Raw genomic sequence first — 15,602 nt, 5'->3', positions numbered from 1 at the left:
CAGGGCCCGTTCCAGCAGGGAGAAGACGTCGCTGACCTGCCAGTGCGGGTTGCCGCGATCTTCTCCCCGGGCACGCCCAGCAATCGCATCTGCTTGTAGTGCTGGGAGAAGACGAATTGGCTGCCGCGGGTGTAACCGGCCCGGCCCTTACCCAATTCGCGCAAGGCCGGATCGAGGATCGCATTGCGGTGAGCGTCAGAGAGGTTGCGGCTCCGCTGTACCGGCGTGACCGCGCCACGCCGCACGTGGCCCGATGCCGTGGAATCGCCCGCTCGGCAGCGAGTCGGCCAGCGCGTCCTCGACGGAGGAGTGAACGGGCCGCAGGGCGTCGAGGTCGAGGACGGCCACGACGCGGGCCACTACCAGCCGGTCACCGACTACTCGCAGCCGCACGCCCCGGAGCAGGCATGCCTCGGATTCTTCGGCCAAGATCAGCAGCGAACGGCAGGACATGAAGCCGAGACCGCGCGCATCGATCACGATCGACCCCGGCGTCGCGGTGGCCGCTCCGGCCTCGTATAGCAATCGCCGCCACGCGGGCAGCGTGTAGGCATCGACTTCACCATGGACGTGGACGACGGTCGCGTTGCCGCGATGTTCGATGGTCGCGTTCAGTCCGAGGAGAGCGTCTTTCCACCCGTCCGACGAGGGCTGGGCTGCGCCGCCGAGACCGTGCAATTCTGTGCTCATAGGGCACTCGATTCGTTTCGCGCCTAGCGCGCTCGATACCGGCCCACCCTGCATCCTCAAGACAGACCCACCCCTCCTTGCTAACAGAGACATGCCCTTCTGTACAGCGGTGCGGGAAATCTCTTGCAATGGAAGCGATCGCCATCACACGGAAAACATGCGGCGCGCGCGGCCGCTGGATCCGCAGCGAGCCGACACTATACAGACCGAGCCGCCGAAGCTCGGCCGGTGGCCCGGTCTGGTGGAGAAGTACACCAAGCCCGAGCATGGCATCTCGTTCCGCGACATGCAGGAACGCATGCTGTTGTCCGAAGCCGTCGACACTCTTCGCTGCTTCGACGAGGGCTTGCACTATCTGCACTACCACTACAAGGCCCTGGTGACCTTTTTCGACAACGCGCTCCGGGGCGGCGGCGGTCATGCATTTCGGGTAACCCGCGGCTGGGTGCTTCCTTCGGCCGCGCGCTGCTCAGCAGACGCCCAACGGCGGAACCGTAGCCACGCCGGGCCGTCACAGATTTCCCATGGCCGCACGCCGATCGTATGAGCCGGTCCCTGCCGACCGTGAACGCTGACATTTGTTCAAGACGAATCTTCGGTCGCTCAGCAAGGTAGTCCCTGCACGGACCGTCCGAAGGAGAACCAATGGCTGAGACCAGCGCCGCTGCGGCGTCGAGTCGGTGTTCGGATCCAGATCCGAAGTGGCAGTGGAGTTTCGGATCGAGGATGCCCAACTGATCGGCGATTTCAGCGAAAGGGAGGCATATTCATGCGGATCCTCATCTCCGGTGCAAGCATCGCCGGACCGGTGCTGGCGTACTGGCTCACCAGGCACGGCTTCTCCGTCACCGTCGTCGAACGCGCGCCGATCCTGCGCAAGACCGGCGGCCACGCGGTCGACCTGTTCCGGCCCGCGATCGACATCTCGCAGAAGATGGGCGTGCTGGCGCGCATCCAGGAACGGGCCACCGGCACGAACCGGATGACACTCCACCCCGAAGGCGCGGGGCGGCCCGCCAGCGTGGACCTCGCCAAGATCTTCGGCGCCACTTCCGGCCAACACGCCGAGATCATGCGCGACGACCTCGGCGAGATCTACTACGACGCCGCGTCCGACGACGTCGAATATCTCTTCGGCGACTCGATCACCGCGATCTCACCCGAGGGCGAGGTGCGGTTCGAGAAGTCCGCCCCGCGCCGCTTCGACCTCGTCGTCGGTGCGGACGGGCTGCACTCCACCGTGCGCCGCCTGGTCTTCGGCGAGGACGCGCTTCAGCGCCTTCGCCGGGGCCTACCTCGGGGTGATGACCCTGCCCGGCGCCTACGGCTGCGACAGCGAACTCCACATCCACGTCGGTGCCGGCCGCACCGCAGGTATCTACGGTGTACGCCACCTCGGCGAGGCGCGCGCGTTGTTCCTGTTTCGCAGCAACCGCGAACTCGACTACCACCGCCACGACGTGTCACGGCAAAAACAGCTGCTGCGTAAAGCATTTCACGGCTTCGACAGCGACGTGGCCCGCTGGCTCGACGAACTCGACCACACCCCGGCGTTCTACTTCGACTCCATCACCCAACTCCGCATGGACACCTGGTCCCGAGGCCGGGTGACGCTCGTCGGCGACGCGGGCTACTGCCCCGGGCCGGCCGTCGGCGGCAGCACCACGCTGGCCGTCGTTGGCGCGTACGTCCTCGCCGGAGAACTCGCACGAGCGGGCGGCGACCACGAGCGCGCCTTCCCCGCCTACGAACACGCGATGGCCGAACACATACGCGGCGGCCACGCGGTCGCGCTCAGCGCAGCCAAGACCCTTATCCCCACATCCCGCCTCGGTGTCTCGGGACTGGTGCAGGCCACCCGACTGCTATCCGCCCTGCCCACAGGTCCCGGCCGCGCCTTCCTCCGCCTCGCCACCAAAAGCACACGCGTCTACAACGCTATGACCGTCGACGACTATCCACCACCGCCCACCGCATCAGGAGACCTGGGCGGCGACCCGTTCACCCTTCGGACGTCAGACCCTCGAAGGTCAGGGTGAGCAGACGGCGAGCATGGTCGGCATCGCCGTTGCCCGCGTGTGCGATCGCGGAGACGAGGGTCATCAATTCGGTCACCTCGAGATCGGCTCGAATGAGACCGGCGGCTTGGGCATTTCGCAACAGCGGCATGGCAGCGGCATCGGTCATGCGATGCCACGCTGCGACTTCTGGGGTTTCGTCGCCGTCGCGAAGTCCATACGCGTTGATGAACGCCTCGCGCAAGCCTCGGCTGACCGCGATGTGATCGATGACCGCATTCAGCCAGCCGAACAAGGCGTCACCGGCCGCATCGCCGCCCCCTAGCTCGGTGGCCGCCGCACACAGCGCGTCGATCCGCTCGCGGTACACGGCCGTGATCAGGCGCCCGCGGGTCGGGAAATGCCGGTACAGGGTCGCATTGGCGACACCGGCGGCGCGAGCGATGTCATCGAGCGAGGCGGCGGCACCGAAACGATTGAACGCGCGCTCCGCGGCGGCGAGGAGTCGGTCACGGTTGCGCCGGGCGTCGGCGCGCGGCCGCGCGCCCGGGGACGGCTCGGAGGTGGTCGGCACGAGATCTCTTGTCTATCCGGGGACAGTCCCCGTATCGTACGGCACCATAGCGGGGACAGTCCCCGTTTATCGGTTCAGGAGAGTGACATGAACAATCCGCTGAGCCCTGCCGCAGTGAGCGAGGCGATCATCGACGCCAGGGCGACCGGTGACCTCGACACCGCGCTGAGCTACATCGCCGCCGAATCGCGGGACCAGGGACAGTTGATGACCCGGGAAGACTGGCGGCGGAAATGGCAATCGATGTGGACGGGCGCGCCGGATCTGCAGGTCGTCGTGGAAGCGACTATCGAAAGCGGAGAGTGGGTCGCGCACCGGTACACGGTTCGCGGCACGCACACCGGGGATTTTCTCGGCCTGCCGCCGACCGGTCAGCGATGCGAGACGATGGGCATGGACATGATCCGGGTGTACGACGGCAGGCTCGTCGAGCACTGGATGGTCGCGGAACCCTTCCGGGCGGCCGGGTAGGCGACAGAGCGCGAGCTACGCGCGGGCGACGTTCGCCCTGCGCGGCGCTCTCAGTAGAAGACCGGACCGGGGACGCCGCCGCCGACCGCGATGGCGTCGCCGGTGATCGCGATACTGCGGGGTGACGCGAGGAAGGTCACCACGTCGGCGACTTCCGCGGCGTCGATGACCCGGCGCAGCGTATTCTTCGCGAGCTCGGCTTCGAGTTCGGCGACCGTATTCCCCGACTCCTCGACTTGCGCGGTCAACCGCTGGGTCAGGCGTTCGGTCCTGGTCAGCCCCGGATGCACGACCGTCACGTTGATGCCCTTCGGACCGAGCTCGTCCGCCAGATTCTTGGTCAATGCCGAGACGCTGATGTTCCGAATCGTCTGGGCGATGGAATTCGCCTGGCGCGCACCGAGTCCACTGATGTTGATGATCCGGCCCCAGCCCTGCTCCACCAGATGGGGGGCGACCGCGCGGGCGGTGCGCAGATATCCGAGCACCTTGATCTCCACTTCACGCCGCACCACATCGTCGCTGGTGGCTGCCAGGTCGGCGCTCGCGCCCGCACTCCACGGCGTGGCGGCGGAGTTCACCAGGATGTCGACGCCGCCCAATTCGGCGACGGTGCGCTCCACCAGCGCCTCGACCTGGCCGTCGTCGCCCGTGTCGGTCGGTATCGCGACCACTCGCCGACCCGTCTCCTCGGACAATGTCCGCGCAGCGGCCGCGAGCGGTTCGGCCGCACGCGCCGCGATCACCACATCCACACCTTCGTTGGCGAGCCCGCGAGCGACAGCCAATCCGATCCCTCGGCTGCCGCCGGTCACGATCGCGCGTTTTCCATCCAGGTCGAGATTCACCGGGCTGACGCTAACAAGCCTGTCGATCCCCGTAACCGATCCCGCTCGACATGATCAGAACTACGGGCTGCCCCGCGCCCAGTTCCGGCTCTTGCGGAGCGCGGCGAAGCTCAACCGTTGCCGTAGACACGATCCGGCGAGATCAACACCACCGCCCGACGCTCGGCGGCCATCACTCTGTCGTACTCGTCCCAATCCTCGTGCACGCCACCGGCCGCGGTGAACACCTCACGCAGCAGCAACCGCAACCGCTCGGCATCGACCCCGGGGGCCGGGTCGTCCGGACCGGCGATCCACACCGGCCCCTCGGCGGCGCACCATTGCCAACCGACACGGACCACGATCGTGGCACGCGCCCGGGCCCGCAGGTTGTCCAATTTGCGCACGCCGCCGCGTACCACCATGCCGACCACGTCGGCACCGGTCGCCGGGTGTCGCAATACGCCGGCGTTGACCAGCGACGACTGGATCGTGTTGTCGGCTCGAAGCGTGGAGACGACACAAAGTCCGTGGTCACCGGCGATCAGCCGGGCGAAGTCCGCGAGATCGGTCACGCCGAAAGTCTACGTACGCGAGCGGGCGCGAGACCGAGATCCGCAGGCATCTACGCCACTCGAGCGCCGGTTCCTGACATCGAGCACACCGTCGCCGCGACCGCCACCGAGCGCTCCGGGTTGCCCGCGACGGCCACTGGCCGAGCAAGAGCCCGAAGACGCGTGCCCGCAGTCGGTGGCAAGTGTGAACCGCTGGATCGACCTGAATTTCGGCCGGGCGACGGTCAATGCGCGGGAGGCCGCACCGAATTTGCCGATCGGTCGCCGCCGACGGGGAGCCTACCGCCTCGCTCCAGCGACGCCCCGAACCGTGAACGTGGCGTCCTGATCATCCGCTAGGCCTCACGCGGTGTAGCTACCAGGGGCACCTGTTCGGCGAAAGGTGCCGGGACGCCGTGGTCGTGCTTGCATGCCCGGGCTCACAAAAGATCGCGGCTCAAAGTCGGCCGACGATTCGTTCGGGCGTGACCCGGACGACGACCATCGGAGTATCCCCATAGGTGGCGGCGGCTTCCGGATTGTGCTCGCGATAGGTCTTGCCGGTGTACTTCAGCGCCAGACGATCCCGCAGTTCGAGACCGCCTTCGGTGGACAGGGTCGCGGTACCGTGGATCGCGGCGTACGTGTAGGGCTGCTCGGGCGGATTGACCAGCACGCCGACTCGGGCGTCTCGACGCAGGTTGCGCTCTTTGCGACTGCCCGCCCCCACGACGAAGAGGACATCGCCCCCTTCCCGCAGTATCCACACCACCGATTGATGCGTGCTGCCGTCGGGCTGGATCGTGGCCACGACACCGAACACGGGCGAGTCGAGGACCTGCCGCAACCTGGCTGGGGAAATGCCCGACGCCGCCGACTGCAACCGTCCGAGCAGCTTCGTCGTCTCGCCGTACAGCCGGGCGGCCGCGGCGGTGTCGAACTCGGGTCCGTGCACGTCCAACGGCTGTCCGTGCGCGATCGCGGTCAGCGCCTCGACCGGCGGATCGTCCAATACCGCGAGGATCGGGCGGATGGCCTCGTCGATCGGTCGCGCGGTGTGGCGCATCGTTTCGATCCTGGCCGCCATCTCGGCGTCGTAGTCGCCGGACAGGGCGGTGTTCACCACCCCCGGATGCACCAGCACGTATCGCACTCGCGCCGACGTCGGCCTGCGCGCGAATTCGATGCCGAGCAGATCGTTGAGCTGACCGCCCTGCGCGAGCGCGTGCAGGCCATGGTAATCGCGCTCGAGACCCAAGTCGTCCCAGCGGATCTCGCCGGTTCCGCTGCCCGGACCGGCCACATTGACGATGACCGGGTTCGCGGCGGCGCTCAGCAGGTCGATCAGTTCGTAGCTGAGCACGAATCGGCTCAGGTAGAACAGCGCGAAGGTGTATTCGAACCCTTCCGCGGTCACCAGCCGATCGGACCGGTAGTGCCTGGCACAGAGCACCAGGGCATCCACCGTGGTGAAACGGGTTCGGATGGCGTCGATGGCGGCGCGGGTCGCACCGATCGAACTGAGATCCGCCGGCACGAAATGCGCACGGTCGCCCGCCCCGAGCGTCTCGGCTGCCGCGAGAAAGCTTTTGCCTTTCTCGGCGTCTCGCCCGACGACCACGACGGCGTCTCCGACGGCCAGCCGCTCCAGGGCGACAGCCCGGCCGATCCCATCGGTACCACCCACGACGACAACATGTTTCATGAGATCGAAATTAACCGGTTAGTTCATCTTTGTCACCTATTCAGCCCAATCGGCTTGACTAATCGGTTCAATTTGGGCGGCACCGGCTACGTACTGCCGTCCCCGCACACAGGCGTGACGCGCTCGATCGATCGGTAGTCACGGCTCCCTCAGCACCGAAAAGCGCCCGGGTACAGCGCCTTCGCGCCAGGCTGGCCCTGGTACGCGGAAGGGCCAGGTCCGCCGCATCCGCGGACCTGGCCCACATCGCCTGTCGAGGTTCGTCTGCAAGCCGCCCGCAGGTGGCGGCAGCCGGCGCTACCTCCGATCCAGCCTGCTCATCCGCGGTTGTGCCGACAGCGGCAATTGCCCGGTCCAGCTGTCGGTTTCGTGTGCGATCACCTCGTTGACCCGGTAGGAGAAATCCCGCAGCAGTCCCATCCTGCGGTCGATCTCCCCATTCGAATTGGCTGGCGCGCGGGAAACCGAAGCCCACTCGAGTTGGAAGTCGCACAGCATCGCGTTGATCGACTGCGCGCTGCGGATGTCGCGCGCCCACGCCGTGGAGACGCCGAAGAACCGGTCGCATGCCGCGCTTCCGGCGGCGCAGGCGAGCAGGATATATCCCCAGCTCGGGTCGATGGCGTGGACTCCGGCGGTGGTGAGCAGGGGCACCAGGATTCCGAACAAGCCGAGCACGATCATCGCCGCGGTGAGGGCTAGGCTCGCCCGCCGCTTCGTTAGACCGTCCCGCGAATACCACTCGCGCGCGTCCATGGCGTACGCCTCGACACGTTGGAACAGCCGGGCAAGGGTCTCATCGGAACTCGACCAGTCGGCGGAGCGGAGGTCCAGCGAACGCGGCACTCCGAGGTCCTGCGAGCGATCCCCGCCGATGGGCGATCGGTGCTCTGTCACGGCCCGTACTGTATCTCGCCTACGGCTCCCGAATCACCTTTCGGCCGTTTGCCAGGCGGCCGGAGCGGCGTCGGCAACCCTACCCGGCACGCCCGCTCGACACCGCCGGATGTACCGACTCATATTGCATGACAATGTTTTTCAGCTCTCAGTTAGATCGTGAACCGATTCCGCGTCGACCATGCCGAGGTGTTGCGACGCGCGGATCGGCGAAAGTTGCGACTTAGTAACGGATTCGGGCGACACGGGGTCTCCAGGCAAGTCGTCGGTCAATTCCGGCACCGCTGCCGGAGAGATTGCCACGGCACCGAATCGGACTCTGCTCCAGATCTTTCGACGCCCGCCTGCGATGCGGACGAACGGCGCAGCACCGACCGCTGTCCGACGTCGGCAGAATGCTCCGAATTCTTCCCGGAACGCGGTATGCCCATCTGCCCGAATGTTCGCACAGACCTGGAAGCCGAAGTGCTGGGTGAAGGTGGGGTGGCCGGGTGAGCCGGTCTCCATTCCGCACCGGCCCCCAGGCGCCCACTGAGATTTCAAAATCGCGCTGATCGCAACCATTCTCCCAGCGTTCGGCAGCTTTTAACGTCCAGATAGCCCTGCTGCCGACCGTGCGTGAGGCCGACCGCAGTCGGGACCGCCCTGTCCACCTGGGTTCCCGACGGCGAACCCTTGTCCTCGAGTTCGGAGCGAAGTGCAGCCAACGCCGTGGTCAGCAAAGGACACTCGACTCGAGCGAGAAACGAGCGCGGCGCCGGGACGGCACGGCGAATTCCGTGCATCCCTGTCGGCGTTGCGGGGCCACTGGGGCTACCTGTGCGCCGTGGCCGGCAGTATCGTCACGCTGATCCTGCTGTTCCAGCCGTGGCTCAGGGCTGTGGGCGCCGACGGCAAAGCCAGTGCCGATGCCTTCGGCCGGATCACCGCGACCACTTCCTACCTGAACGTCTGGTCGTCGTCGCAGCCGCCCACCGCGCGGATCAGCGGGGCCCTGGCACTGCTGTCCGCGGGCGCGATCGTCCTCACCGTCTGCGTGGTGGTGGTGAATCTCCGGCTTCGCGCCGAGGTCCTTTCACGCACGGCGACGGCGTGCGCGGTGACGACCGCGGCGCTGGTCCTGCTCACCGTGCTCTACGTCAACAGCAAGGCTCCCGAGCTGCGCGCCATGCTCGCCCGCTCCACGGACTTCGGCGGGCAGGTCGGCATGGTGACGAGTTGGGCGTTCGGCAACGGCAGCCTGATCGCGCCGGGGGTCCGGCAGGTCTCCTACAACACCGCAGGACTCACCCACTGGGCTCTGCTCGCGGGTATGACTTCGCTGGGCTCGGCCGTCATAGCCGTCGCCCAATGGGCCTACAACCGTCCGGCCAGGTCGCTGCGCCTGCCACGGCCCGCGGCCGGTGCGCGTTCCGGCGAACCGGCCGCACGCGTCGAGTGAGTAGGCCCGCGGACCACCTCACGCAACGCTGACGCCTCGATCTGCCTGTCGGCCGGCACACATGGCCGGCCGTCGCATCGGCGGCCTCCACGATCCCGCGCGACGGACGGCCGATCGCCGAGGGACTTCACGATGCTGAAAGTAATCGGCGTAACGGACTTTCGGCCCTACGGGCACGACCCACGCTGCGGGCACAGTCTTGCCAGGTGAGTCGGTGGGGCGAGAGCAGTGGAGGATGGGATGTCGCTGGTGTCGGAGGTGTGGTCGTCGACGTCGTTCCCGGAAGTCGCCGTGTTCGCCACCGGCCGGGTACCGGCCCTCGAGCGGGAACGCTTCGCCGGTACGGTCGGCCGTCTACTGCGGCGATTCCCTGTCGCGGGCGCCGCCCGCCTGCGGATCACGGCCCCGGACAGCGACGACGGCCCGATGGTCATCCAGGTGAATCTGTCCGTCGGTGACACCTTCGCGCGGATCCAGACGTTGGCACATCGTCGTGGTGACGCGCTGCCGACGGTGATCCGGTTGCAACGGCAGATCAAGGCGTTGCAGAAGCCGTGGGAGCCGCGGCCGTGGCCGGATCCGGACCGTCGGCCGCTGGACGCACCCGGCCCGGGAGAACTGGTCCGCCGCAAGGCGGTTGCGCTGATGACGGGCTCGCTGCCCGCGGCGACGGCGCTCTTGGACGCGATGGATTACGACGCGCATCTGTTCACCGATGCCGAGACCGGCGAGGACGCCGTCGTCTACCGCGCCGGACCGTTCGGGCTGCGGATGGCGCGCCAGCACAGTGTCCATACGCCACACTCGATCGTCGGCAGTTCGGGACTGTTCACCATCAACCCCCGCCCGGCACCGGAGCTCACCGAAACACGAGCAGTGGAACGGCTATGCGAATACGGATTGCCGTTCCTGTTCTACACCGACCCACCGTCGGGACGCGGCCATCTGATGTATCGCCGCTACGACGGCGACCTGACGCTCGTCACACCCCGCACCGGCGCCACCGACACGGCGACCGCCTGAAAGTCGTCACTTCCCCGGCGTTATCCGTCCGGCCTCGGTCGTCGCTGATCGCGACCGGGGCGGGCCGGGACCGATCATCTCTCCCTTCCGAAGCAATGCGCAAAGAAAGGCGGACACGACGTTGGCGCGTGATCTGACACAGCTGGAGATCCTCACCGAGCTCGAACCTTTCGCGGGTACCGCGTTGAACCGGCACCTGTCCATGGTCAAGGAGTGGCATCCCCACGACTACGTGCCCTGGGACGACGGACACAACTTCGCGATGCTCGGCGGGATCGATTGGGAGCCAGGGCAATCGCGGCTCTCCGAGGTGGCGAAGGCGGCCTTGATCACGAATCTGCTCACCGAGGACAACCTTCCGTCCTATCACCGCGAGATCAGTGCCAGCTTTTCCCGAGACGGCGCGTGGGGGTCGTGGGTGGGACGATGGACCGCCGAGGAGGCCCGCCACAGCATCGCCCTGCGTGACTACCTGGTCGTCACACGGGGAGTCGACCCGGTCGCGTTGGAGAACGACCGTATGGCGCACATGTCCACCGGCTTCGGCGCGCCGGTGGAGCGAGCGGACACCGATTTCGACGGCGGGTTCCTGTACTCGGTGGCGTACGTGTCCTTCCAGGAGTTGGCGACCCGCATCAGTCATCGCAACACGGCGGCGGTCTGTGACGACCCGGTCGCCGACCGCATGCTGCAACGCATCGCCGCCGACGAGAACCTGCACATGATCTTCTACCGCGGCATGTGCGGCGCCGCCTTGGATCTGGTGCCCGATCAGGCCATCGAAGCGATCGACCTGATCGTGCGCAACTTCCGCATGCCGGGCACCGGCATGCCCAACTTCCGGCGCAACGGCGTCCTCATGGCCAAGCACGGCATCTACGATCTGCGCCAGCACCTGGAAGAAGTGCTCCAACCCGTCATCCGGCAATGGAACATCCTCGACCGCGACGACTTCGGGCCACGCGGCGAGCAAGCCCGCGAACGACTCGCCGCCTTCTTGGACGACCTTACGGAAGTGCGCATTCCCCGGTTCGAGGAACAACGCGACCGTGCCCTCGCTCGGGAAGCACGCCGGGGTGTCGGCGCCGCTGCGGGATAGTACGCCCGGGTAGGTCCTCCCCGACGAGACGACCGTCAACCCACATAGCGACGCGCGGGGGAACGGCGCTGGGATTCTTCCAGCAGAACGAGGCCCGCCTCCACTGGCGGTGGCAGGACTTTTCGTTCGCGCAGCACCCACGGTATCCCGCGCAGTGTGTCCAGGACGGCCGCGGCGGTCGTCAGGTCGGCCGGGGCCGATCCGAGTACGACGGCGGTCCGCCGGGCGGCGCTGCGAACCGGGCGGCGCAACCACAGCGTCCACAACGTGTTCCGGATGCCGAGCCTGCGACGGTGGGTCGGATCACGGGTGGTGGACGGCTCATGGTGGATCAGGATGTCCTCCATCCAGCACATCCACCAGCCGTGCGCCGCGAGGTCGAGGGCGAGCAGTTCCTCTTCGCCCGCGAACCACAGACGCCGGGAGAAGCCGCCGACCTCCCGGAACGCGCTGACCCGGAAGGCGGACAGCGCGGCCATCACGCCGAGCAGAGCGGGGCCGGGCAGCCAGTCGGGCCCGACGACCGGTGAGTCGCGCAGTTCCGGCGTGATCGGGTCTTCTCGGAGATCGGGTGCGACCAGGCATCGTCCGGTCACCGAGCCGAGGCCGGGGTATCGGTCGAGCACATCGGCGGCGCGGGTCAAGGCGCCCGGCTGCCATCGGGTGTCGTCGTCGCAGAACGCCACATACGGCGTTGTCGTCCGCTCGACCGCGATATTCCTGGCCACCGCGCCCAGGTTCTCCCCCGAGCGGATGAGTGTCACCGAGGGGAACGCCGCGGCGACCGCGTCGGCGGTGCCGTCCGTTGACCCGTTGTCGACGAGGATGATCGGCGCCGCGTCGGGCAGCGCGGTCATGTGCGCGAGGGTTCGCAGCAATTGTTCGCGCCGGTTGCGGGTCATGATGACGACCGTCATTCGTTCCGTGACCATCCGTCACTTCCTTCCATGGGCGAGTTCCAGCGTCCTGGCACGGCGCTCGACCTCCGGCGGCAGCGTGCGCCGCTGCGCCAGCGCCCTCGGCAGGCGGCGAACGACCCCCGCGAACGCCAGCAACGTGCCGGGGTCCCGCGCCGCTCGGCGCAACAGGCCCGCGGACTCGGCCGCGCACCGCCGCAACGGCCGCCGCATCCAAGTGATCAACGCGTTGTTGCGCTGTTCGGCCCGTCTGCGCCACGCGTGCGGCGGTCGCCGCGCCGAGGGGTGGTGATGGGCGCGCACTCGCGCCACGTAACAGAGGTCCCAGCCGCACGCCGCCATATCGAGTGACAGCAGGCGTTCCTCGGCGCCGAAATGCAACAGCGGGCTGAACCCGGCAGCCTGCAGATACGCCTCTCTCCGGACGATGGCCGCGCAGGCGAGGAAGCCGAGGACCAACGGGCCCGGCAGACCGGGGGGATGCCCGAGCGGGCTGCTCGCCATCAGTTCGTTGACCGGATCGTCACGGTGGTCGGCGCCGACGAGCGTGCGTCCGGCGATCAGGCCGAGCCGCGGATGGGCATCCAGCACCAACTCGGCTTCGCGCAGCGCGTCCTCGGCCCACCACGAGTCGTCGTCGCTGAACGCGACGTAAGGCGTGCGGGCCAGTGCGACGCCGAGGTTGCGCGCCGCCGCGCCGAGATTGCGGGGCAGCCGGACGACGCGCACATCCGGGAACGCCTCCGCCGCGCCGACCGTGCCGTCGACCGAAGCGTTGTCCAGTACCACGATCGCGGGGGCCGGGCGCAGGGCGCGCAATTCGGTCAAGGTGCGGGCCAATTCGGCAGCGCGGTTGCGGGTGGCGATGACGACGGTGGTCTTCGCCACCGTCGGCGCGCTCACGCCGGCCGCCCCGCGAGCAGTTCGTCGAGCAGGTCGCTGGTCAAGGCATCGGCCGAGGGGAACTCTCGCCGCCGTGCGCGTTCGCGCCCCGCCGGTGCCAGGCACCAGCGCCACCACTGGTCGAACGCGCCCGCGTCGGCGGTCTGCTCGGCGGAGACCAGGGCAGGCCAGTCCAGCGCCCTCGCTTGCGCGGTGACCTTCCCTCCGCCCGCGATGGGATCCACCGCGAGGACCGGGATCCCGGCTCGCAGGCCCAGCACCAAGCCGTGCAGTCGAGTGGTGATCACCGCGTCCAGGCGAGCGAACACCGACGCGAGCTGGTCTGGTGTGCGGCACAGGCGCCAATCGTCGGACGTCAATCTGGTGTCGAGCGGTAGTCGCGCGCAGTCGAGCTCCCGCAGCCACCGCAGCAACGCGCGATGCACCGACCGGTGCCGCCTGGCCACGCCGTACTCGGCCTGGCCCGGGGCGAAGACGACTCCCACCACGGGGACGCTCACCGTGGACGCCCCGACCGCCATGTCCGGTCGCGCGATCGACGGACCGTCGCGCGGCAAGATCCGGTGGAACCCGGTGACCGCGGCATCGGCAGGATCGAGGATGGAGACGCCCACCGCGATGCGTCGGCAGTTGGCGTACCGTTCGTGCAGGAACCGGATCTGTTCACCGTGCACCGGCCCGCACACGAACACCAGGTGCGAATATCGCCGGGAGTCCGCGTCGTCCAGATGCATCCCGTCGGAACGAAACCCCGGGCTCCACGCCGTGTCGTGGGGTATCGCGGCGGAGGCCAGCGCGTCGCACACTCGGCTCATGCTCAACACGTCCCCGGCCGTCGCTTCCCCGTGCAGGAAGCTGGGCCACCCGGTGACAAGTACCCGCATGTCTCTGCCCATACCCGCTGCGCCCCGGGTCAATCACCCACGACGGCGATCTCTCCGCTCGGTGACCGTGAAGACCGTGGTGCGGCGTCCTAGCTCGGGGCCGGGCGCAGGTGCACGACCTTCGTCTGGGTCATCTCGTCCAGCAATTCCGGCCCGTAACCGAAACCGGACCCGCTGGCCCGCCTCGGGTGCGCCGCTCCCCCGGGCGCCCCGCCGAACACCGAGTTGATCTTCACCGTCCCCACCGGCAAGTCCCGCCAAGCGTGCTGCGCGTTGGCCATCGACGGCGTGAGCACGGTGGCGGCGAGCCCGTAGTCGTCGGTCGCGGCCTCCGCGATGCCCTGCTCGAACGTATCCACCATCCGGACCGGGGCGATCGGACCGAAGGTCTCCTCCCGCATGATTCGCATGGCCGGATCGCACTGTGCCAGCACGGTGGCCGGATAGTGCGCACCGGCGCCGTCCGGCAGCACTCCGCCCGTCAGCAGCTCGGCGCCGCGTTCCACCGCGTCGCGGACGTGCGCGTGGACCTGCTCGCGATGATGACGGTCGACCAGCGGCGCCGGGTTCCAGGACTCGGCTTCGGCCACCAGCGCCGCCAGGAAGGCCTCCGCGACGTCCCGGTGCACGAAGATTCGCTCGACGGACACGCAGATCTGGCCGGAGTTCGCGAACGCGCCGAGCGCCGCCTGCCCGGCCGCCCAGACGGGATCCACACCGGCGTCGACGACGAGCGCGTCGTTGCCACCGTTCTCCAGCAGTGCCTTCGCACCGGTGTCGGCGACGCTGCGCGCGATGGACCGTCCCGTGGCGGTGCTGCCGACATGCGCGATGACGTCCACATCGAGACGTGCGGCGAGCAGAGCGCCGACCCGGCCGTCGCCTTGCACTGTCTGTAGAACGCCGCCGGGAAGCGCTCGGGAAAGCAACTCGCCGAGCAGAGCTCCGGTGTGCGGTGCGCGTTCGCTCGGCTTGTACACGACCGTGTTTCCCGTGACCAACGCCGCGCCGAGCAAACCGCAGGACACCGCGACGGGATCGTTCCACGGCGTCAGGGCGACGACGACGCCGCGGGGCTCCCACACCATGAGGTCGGTCGCCTCGAAAGCTCCTTGCAGACTTCGGCCTCGGTGCAACGGCCCCAGTTCGGCATATTGCTCGAGCGTCGCGGCACCGGCCAGCACCCCCTCCTTGCTCTCCGATCGCGGACGTCCGGTTTCGAGCCGATTGAGTTCGGCCAGTTCATCGGCATGCTCGCGGAGCAGGGCAGCACCGGCGCGGACCGCGACGGCCCGCTCGGCCGCCGTTGTTCGCGCCCAGGTGGTTTGCACGCGATTCGCTAGATCAACCTGCCGATCGATCTCGGCGGCATCCGTCATGGGTACCTTGCCGACGGTGGCGCCGCTGGCGGGATCGAAGATCTCGATTGTTCCGGTCGCGCGGAGTTCATTGGCCGACGGGGCAGCATGGGGTGCGCTCATATCGCGGCCATTGCCTGGCATCCCTGGTTCAAACCGGTCGCACGCCGGCCGCACCGGTACCGCCGCGCAGCGGTGCCAGGACATCGACAATAGCTACAAGTTCGCTGCCAGGCCGCGC

Annotated in this window: 16 protein-coding genes and 1 pseudogene; 6 read left to right on the top strand and 11 right to left on the bottom strand. The window is 68.0% G+C overall.

The window, feature by feature from the left end; all coding sequences use genetic code 11:
- Nucleotides 1-195: 195 nt before the first annotated feature.
- Nucleotides 196-690 (bottom strand): anti-sigma factor antagonist, encoded by a 495-nt coding sequence (locus ACWEO7_RS04825; RefSeq protein ID WP_452420820.1) that lies wholly within the window; start codon nt 688-690, stop codon nt 196-198.
- Nucleotides 691-799: 109 nt separating this feature from the next.
- On the opposite strand from ACWEO7_RS04825, the gene ACWEO7_RS04820 reads away from it, so the two are divergent.
- Entirely contained in the window at nt 800-1,237 is a 438-nt protein-coding gene (locus ACWEO7_RS04820) for a hypothetical protein (protein WP_452420818.1), read from the top strand.
- A gap of 222 nt (nt 1,238-1,459) precedes the next feature.
- Nucleotides 1,460-2,729: pseudogene (locus ACWEO7_RS04815) on the top strand (FAD-dependent monooxygenase).
- Here the strand turns inward: ACWEO7_RS04815 and ACWEO7_RS04810 are convergent.
- On the bottom strand, nt 2,692-3,282 hold the full coding sequence (locus ACWEO7_RS04810) for a TetR/AcrR family transcriptional regulator (RefSeq protein WP_452420816.1): 591 nt from the start codon (nt 3,280-3,282) through the stop codon (nt 2,692-2,694). The pseudogene ACWEO7_RS04815 and the gene ACWEO7_RS04810 sit on opposite strands and share 38 nt — an antisense overlap.
- Before the next feature lie 87 nt (nt 3,283-3,369).
- Here ACWEO7_RS04810 and ACWEO7_RS04805 point away from each other — a divergent pair, with 87 nt between their 5' ends.
- Nucleotides 3,370-3,753 carry an ester cyclase gene (locus ACWEO7_RS04805; RefSeq protein ID WP_452420814.1) on the top strand — a complete coding sequence of 128 codons (384 nt, stop codon included), beginning with the start codon at nt 3,370-3,372 and terminating at the stop codon, nt 3,751-3,753.
- A gap of 50 nt (nt 3,754-3,803) precedes the next feature.
- Here ACWEO7_RS04805 and ACWEO7_RS04800 read toward each other — a convergent pair whose 3' ends face one another.
- The 5 genes from ACWEO7_RS04800 to ACWEO7_RS04780 all read right to left on the bottom strand — a co-directional run bounded on the left by ACWEO7_RS04800 (nt 3,804) and on the right by ACWEO7_RS04780 (nt 8,300).
- The gene (locus tag ACWEO7_RS04800) at nt 3,804-4,601 is read right to left on the bottom strand and encodes an SDR family NAD(P)-dependent oxidoreductase (protein WP_452420812.1); all 798 of its coding nucleotides are present in this window, start codon (nt 4,599-4,601) and stop codon (nt 3,804-3,806) included.
- 110 nt (nt 4,602-4,711) lie between these two features.
- Nucleotides 4,712-5,155: a pyridoxamine 5'-phosphate oxidase family protein gene (locus ACWEO7_RS04795; RefSeq protein WP_355074173.1), complete on the bottom strand. Its 444-nt coding sequence runs from the start codon at nt 5,153-5,155 to the stop codon at nt 4,712-4,714.
- Nucleotides 5,156-5,591: 436 nt separating this feature from the next.
- Entirely contained in the window at nt 5,592-6,839 is a 1,248-nt protein-coding gene (locus ACWEO7_RS04790; RefSeq protein WP_452420810.1) for a TIGR03618 family F420-dependent PPOX class oxidoreductase, read from the bottom strand.
- A gap of 297 nt (nt 6,840-7,136) precedes the next feature.
- Nucleotides 7,137-7,736 carry an SLATT domain-containing protein gene (locus ACWEO7_RS04785; protein ID WP_452420808.1) on the bottom strand — a complete coding sequence of 200 codons (600 nt, stop codon included), beginning with the start codon at nt 7,734-7,736 and terminating at the stop codon, nt 7,137-7,139.
- A gap of 141 nt (nt 7,737-7,877) precedes the next feature.
- Nucleotides 7,878-8,300 carry a hypothetical protein gene (locus ACWEO7_RS04780; RefSeq protein ID WP_452420806.1) on the bottom strand — a complete coding sequence of 141 codons (423 nt, stop codon included), beginning with the start codon at nt 8,298-8,300 and terminating at the stop codon, nt 7,878-7,880.
- A 262-nt stretch (nt 8,301-8,562) separates the two neighbouring features.
- Here ACWEO7_RS04780 and ACWEO7_RS04775 point away from each other — a divergent pair, with 262 nt between their 5' ends.
- The 3 genes from ACWEO7_RS04775 to ACWEO7_RS04765 all read left to right on the top strand — a co-directional run bounded on the left by ACWEO7_RS04775 (nt 8,563) and on the right by ACWEO7_RS04765 (nt 11,299).
- Entirely contained in the window at nt 8,563-9,177 is a 615-nt protein-coding gene (locus ACWEO7_RS04775; protein WP_452420804.1) for a hypothetical protein, read from the top strand.
- A 240-nt stretch (nt 9,178-9,417) separates the two neighbouring features.
- On the top strand, nt 9,418-10,200 hold the full coding sequence (locus ACWEO7_RS04770) for a sigma 54 modulation/S30EA ribosomal C-terminal domain-containing protein (RefSeq protein ID WP_452420802.1): 783 nt from the start codon (nt 9,418-9,420) through the stop codon (nt 10,198-10,200).
- Between the two features lie 121 nt (nt 10,201-10,321).
- A complete protein-coding gene (locus tag ACWEO7_RS04765; RefSeq protein ID WP_452420800.1) occupies nt 10,322-11,299 on the top strand; it encodes an acyl-ACP desaturase in 978 nt (325 codons plus the stop codon).
- Nucleotides 11,300-11,334: 35 nt separating this feature from the next.
- Here ACWEO7_RS04765 and ACWEO7_RS04760 read toward each other — a convergent pair whose 3' ends face one another.
- The 4 genes from ACWEO7_RS04760 to ACWEO7_RS04745 form a co-directional block, all read right to left on the bottom strand.
- Nucleotides 11,335-12,231 (bottom strand): glycosyltransferase family 2 protein, encoded by an 897-nt coding sequence (locus ACWEO7_RS04760; RefSeq protein ID WP_452420798.1) that lies wholly within the window; start codon nt 12,229-12,231, stop codon nt 11,335-11,337.
- A gap of 3 nt (nt 12,232-12,234) precedes the next feature.
- Complete coding sequence (locus ACWEO7_RS04755) at nt 12,235-13,119, bottom strand: glycosyltransferase family 2 protein (protein ID WP_452420796.1); 885 nt, start codon at nt 13,117-13,119, stop codon at nt 12,235-12,237.
- Entirely contained in the window at nt 13,116-14,003 is an 888-nt protein-coding gene (locus ACWEO7_RS04750) for a polysaccharide pyruvyl transferase family protein (RefSeq protein ID WP_452420794.1), read from the bottom strand. Before ACWEO7_RS04750 ends, ACWEO7_RS04755 begins: the two co-directional genes overlap by 4 nt.
- A gap of 89 nt (nt 14,004-14,092) precedes the next feature.
- Nucleotides 14,093-15,484 carry an aldehyde dehydrogenase family protein gene (locus tag ACWEO7_RS04745; protein WP_452420792.1) on the bottom strand — a complete coding sequence of 464 codons (1,392 nt, stop codon included), beginning with the start codon at nt 15,482-15,484 and terminating at the stop codon, nt 14,093-14,095.
- Nucleotides 15,485-15,602 lie beyond the last annotated feature (118 nt).

The sequence above is a fragment of the Nocardia sp. NPDC004260 genome, assembly GCF_053603155.1.
The sequence above is the reverse complement of the archived record's forward strand: the minus strand, read 5'-3'. Positions and strand labels throughout refer to the sequence as shown.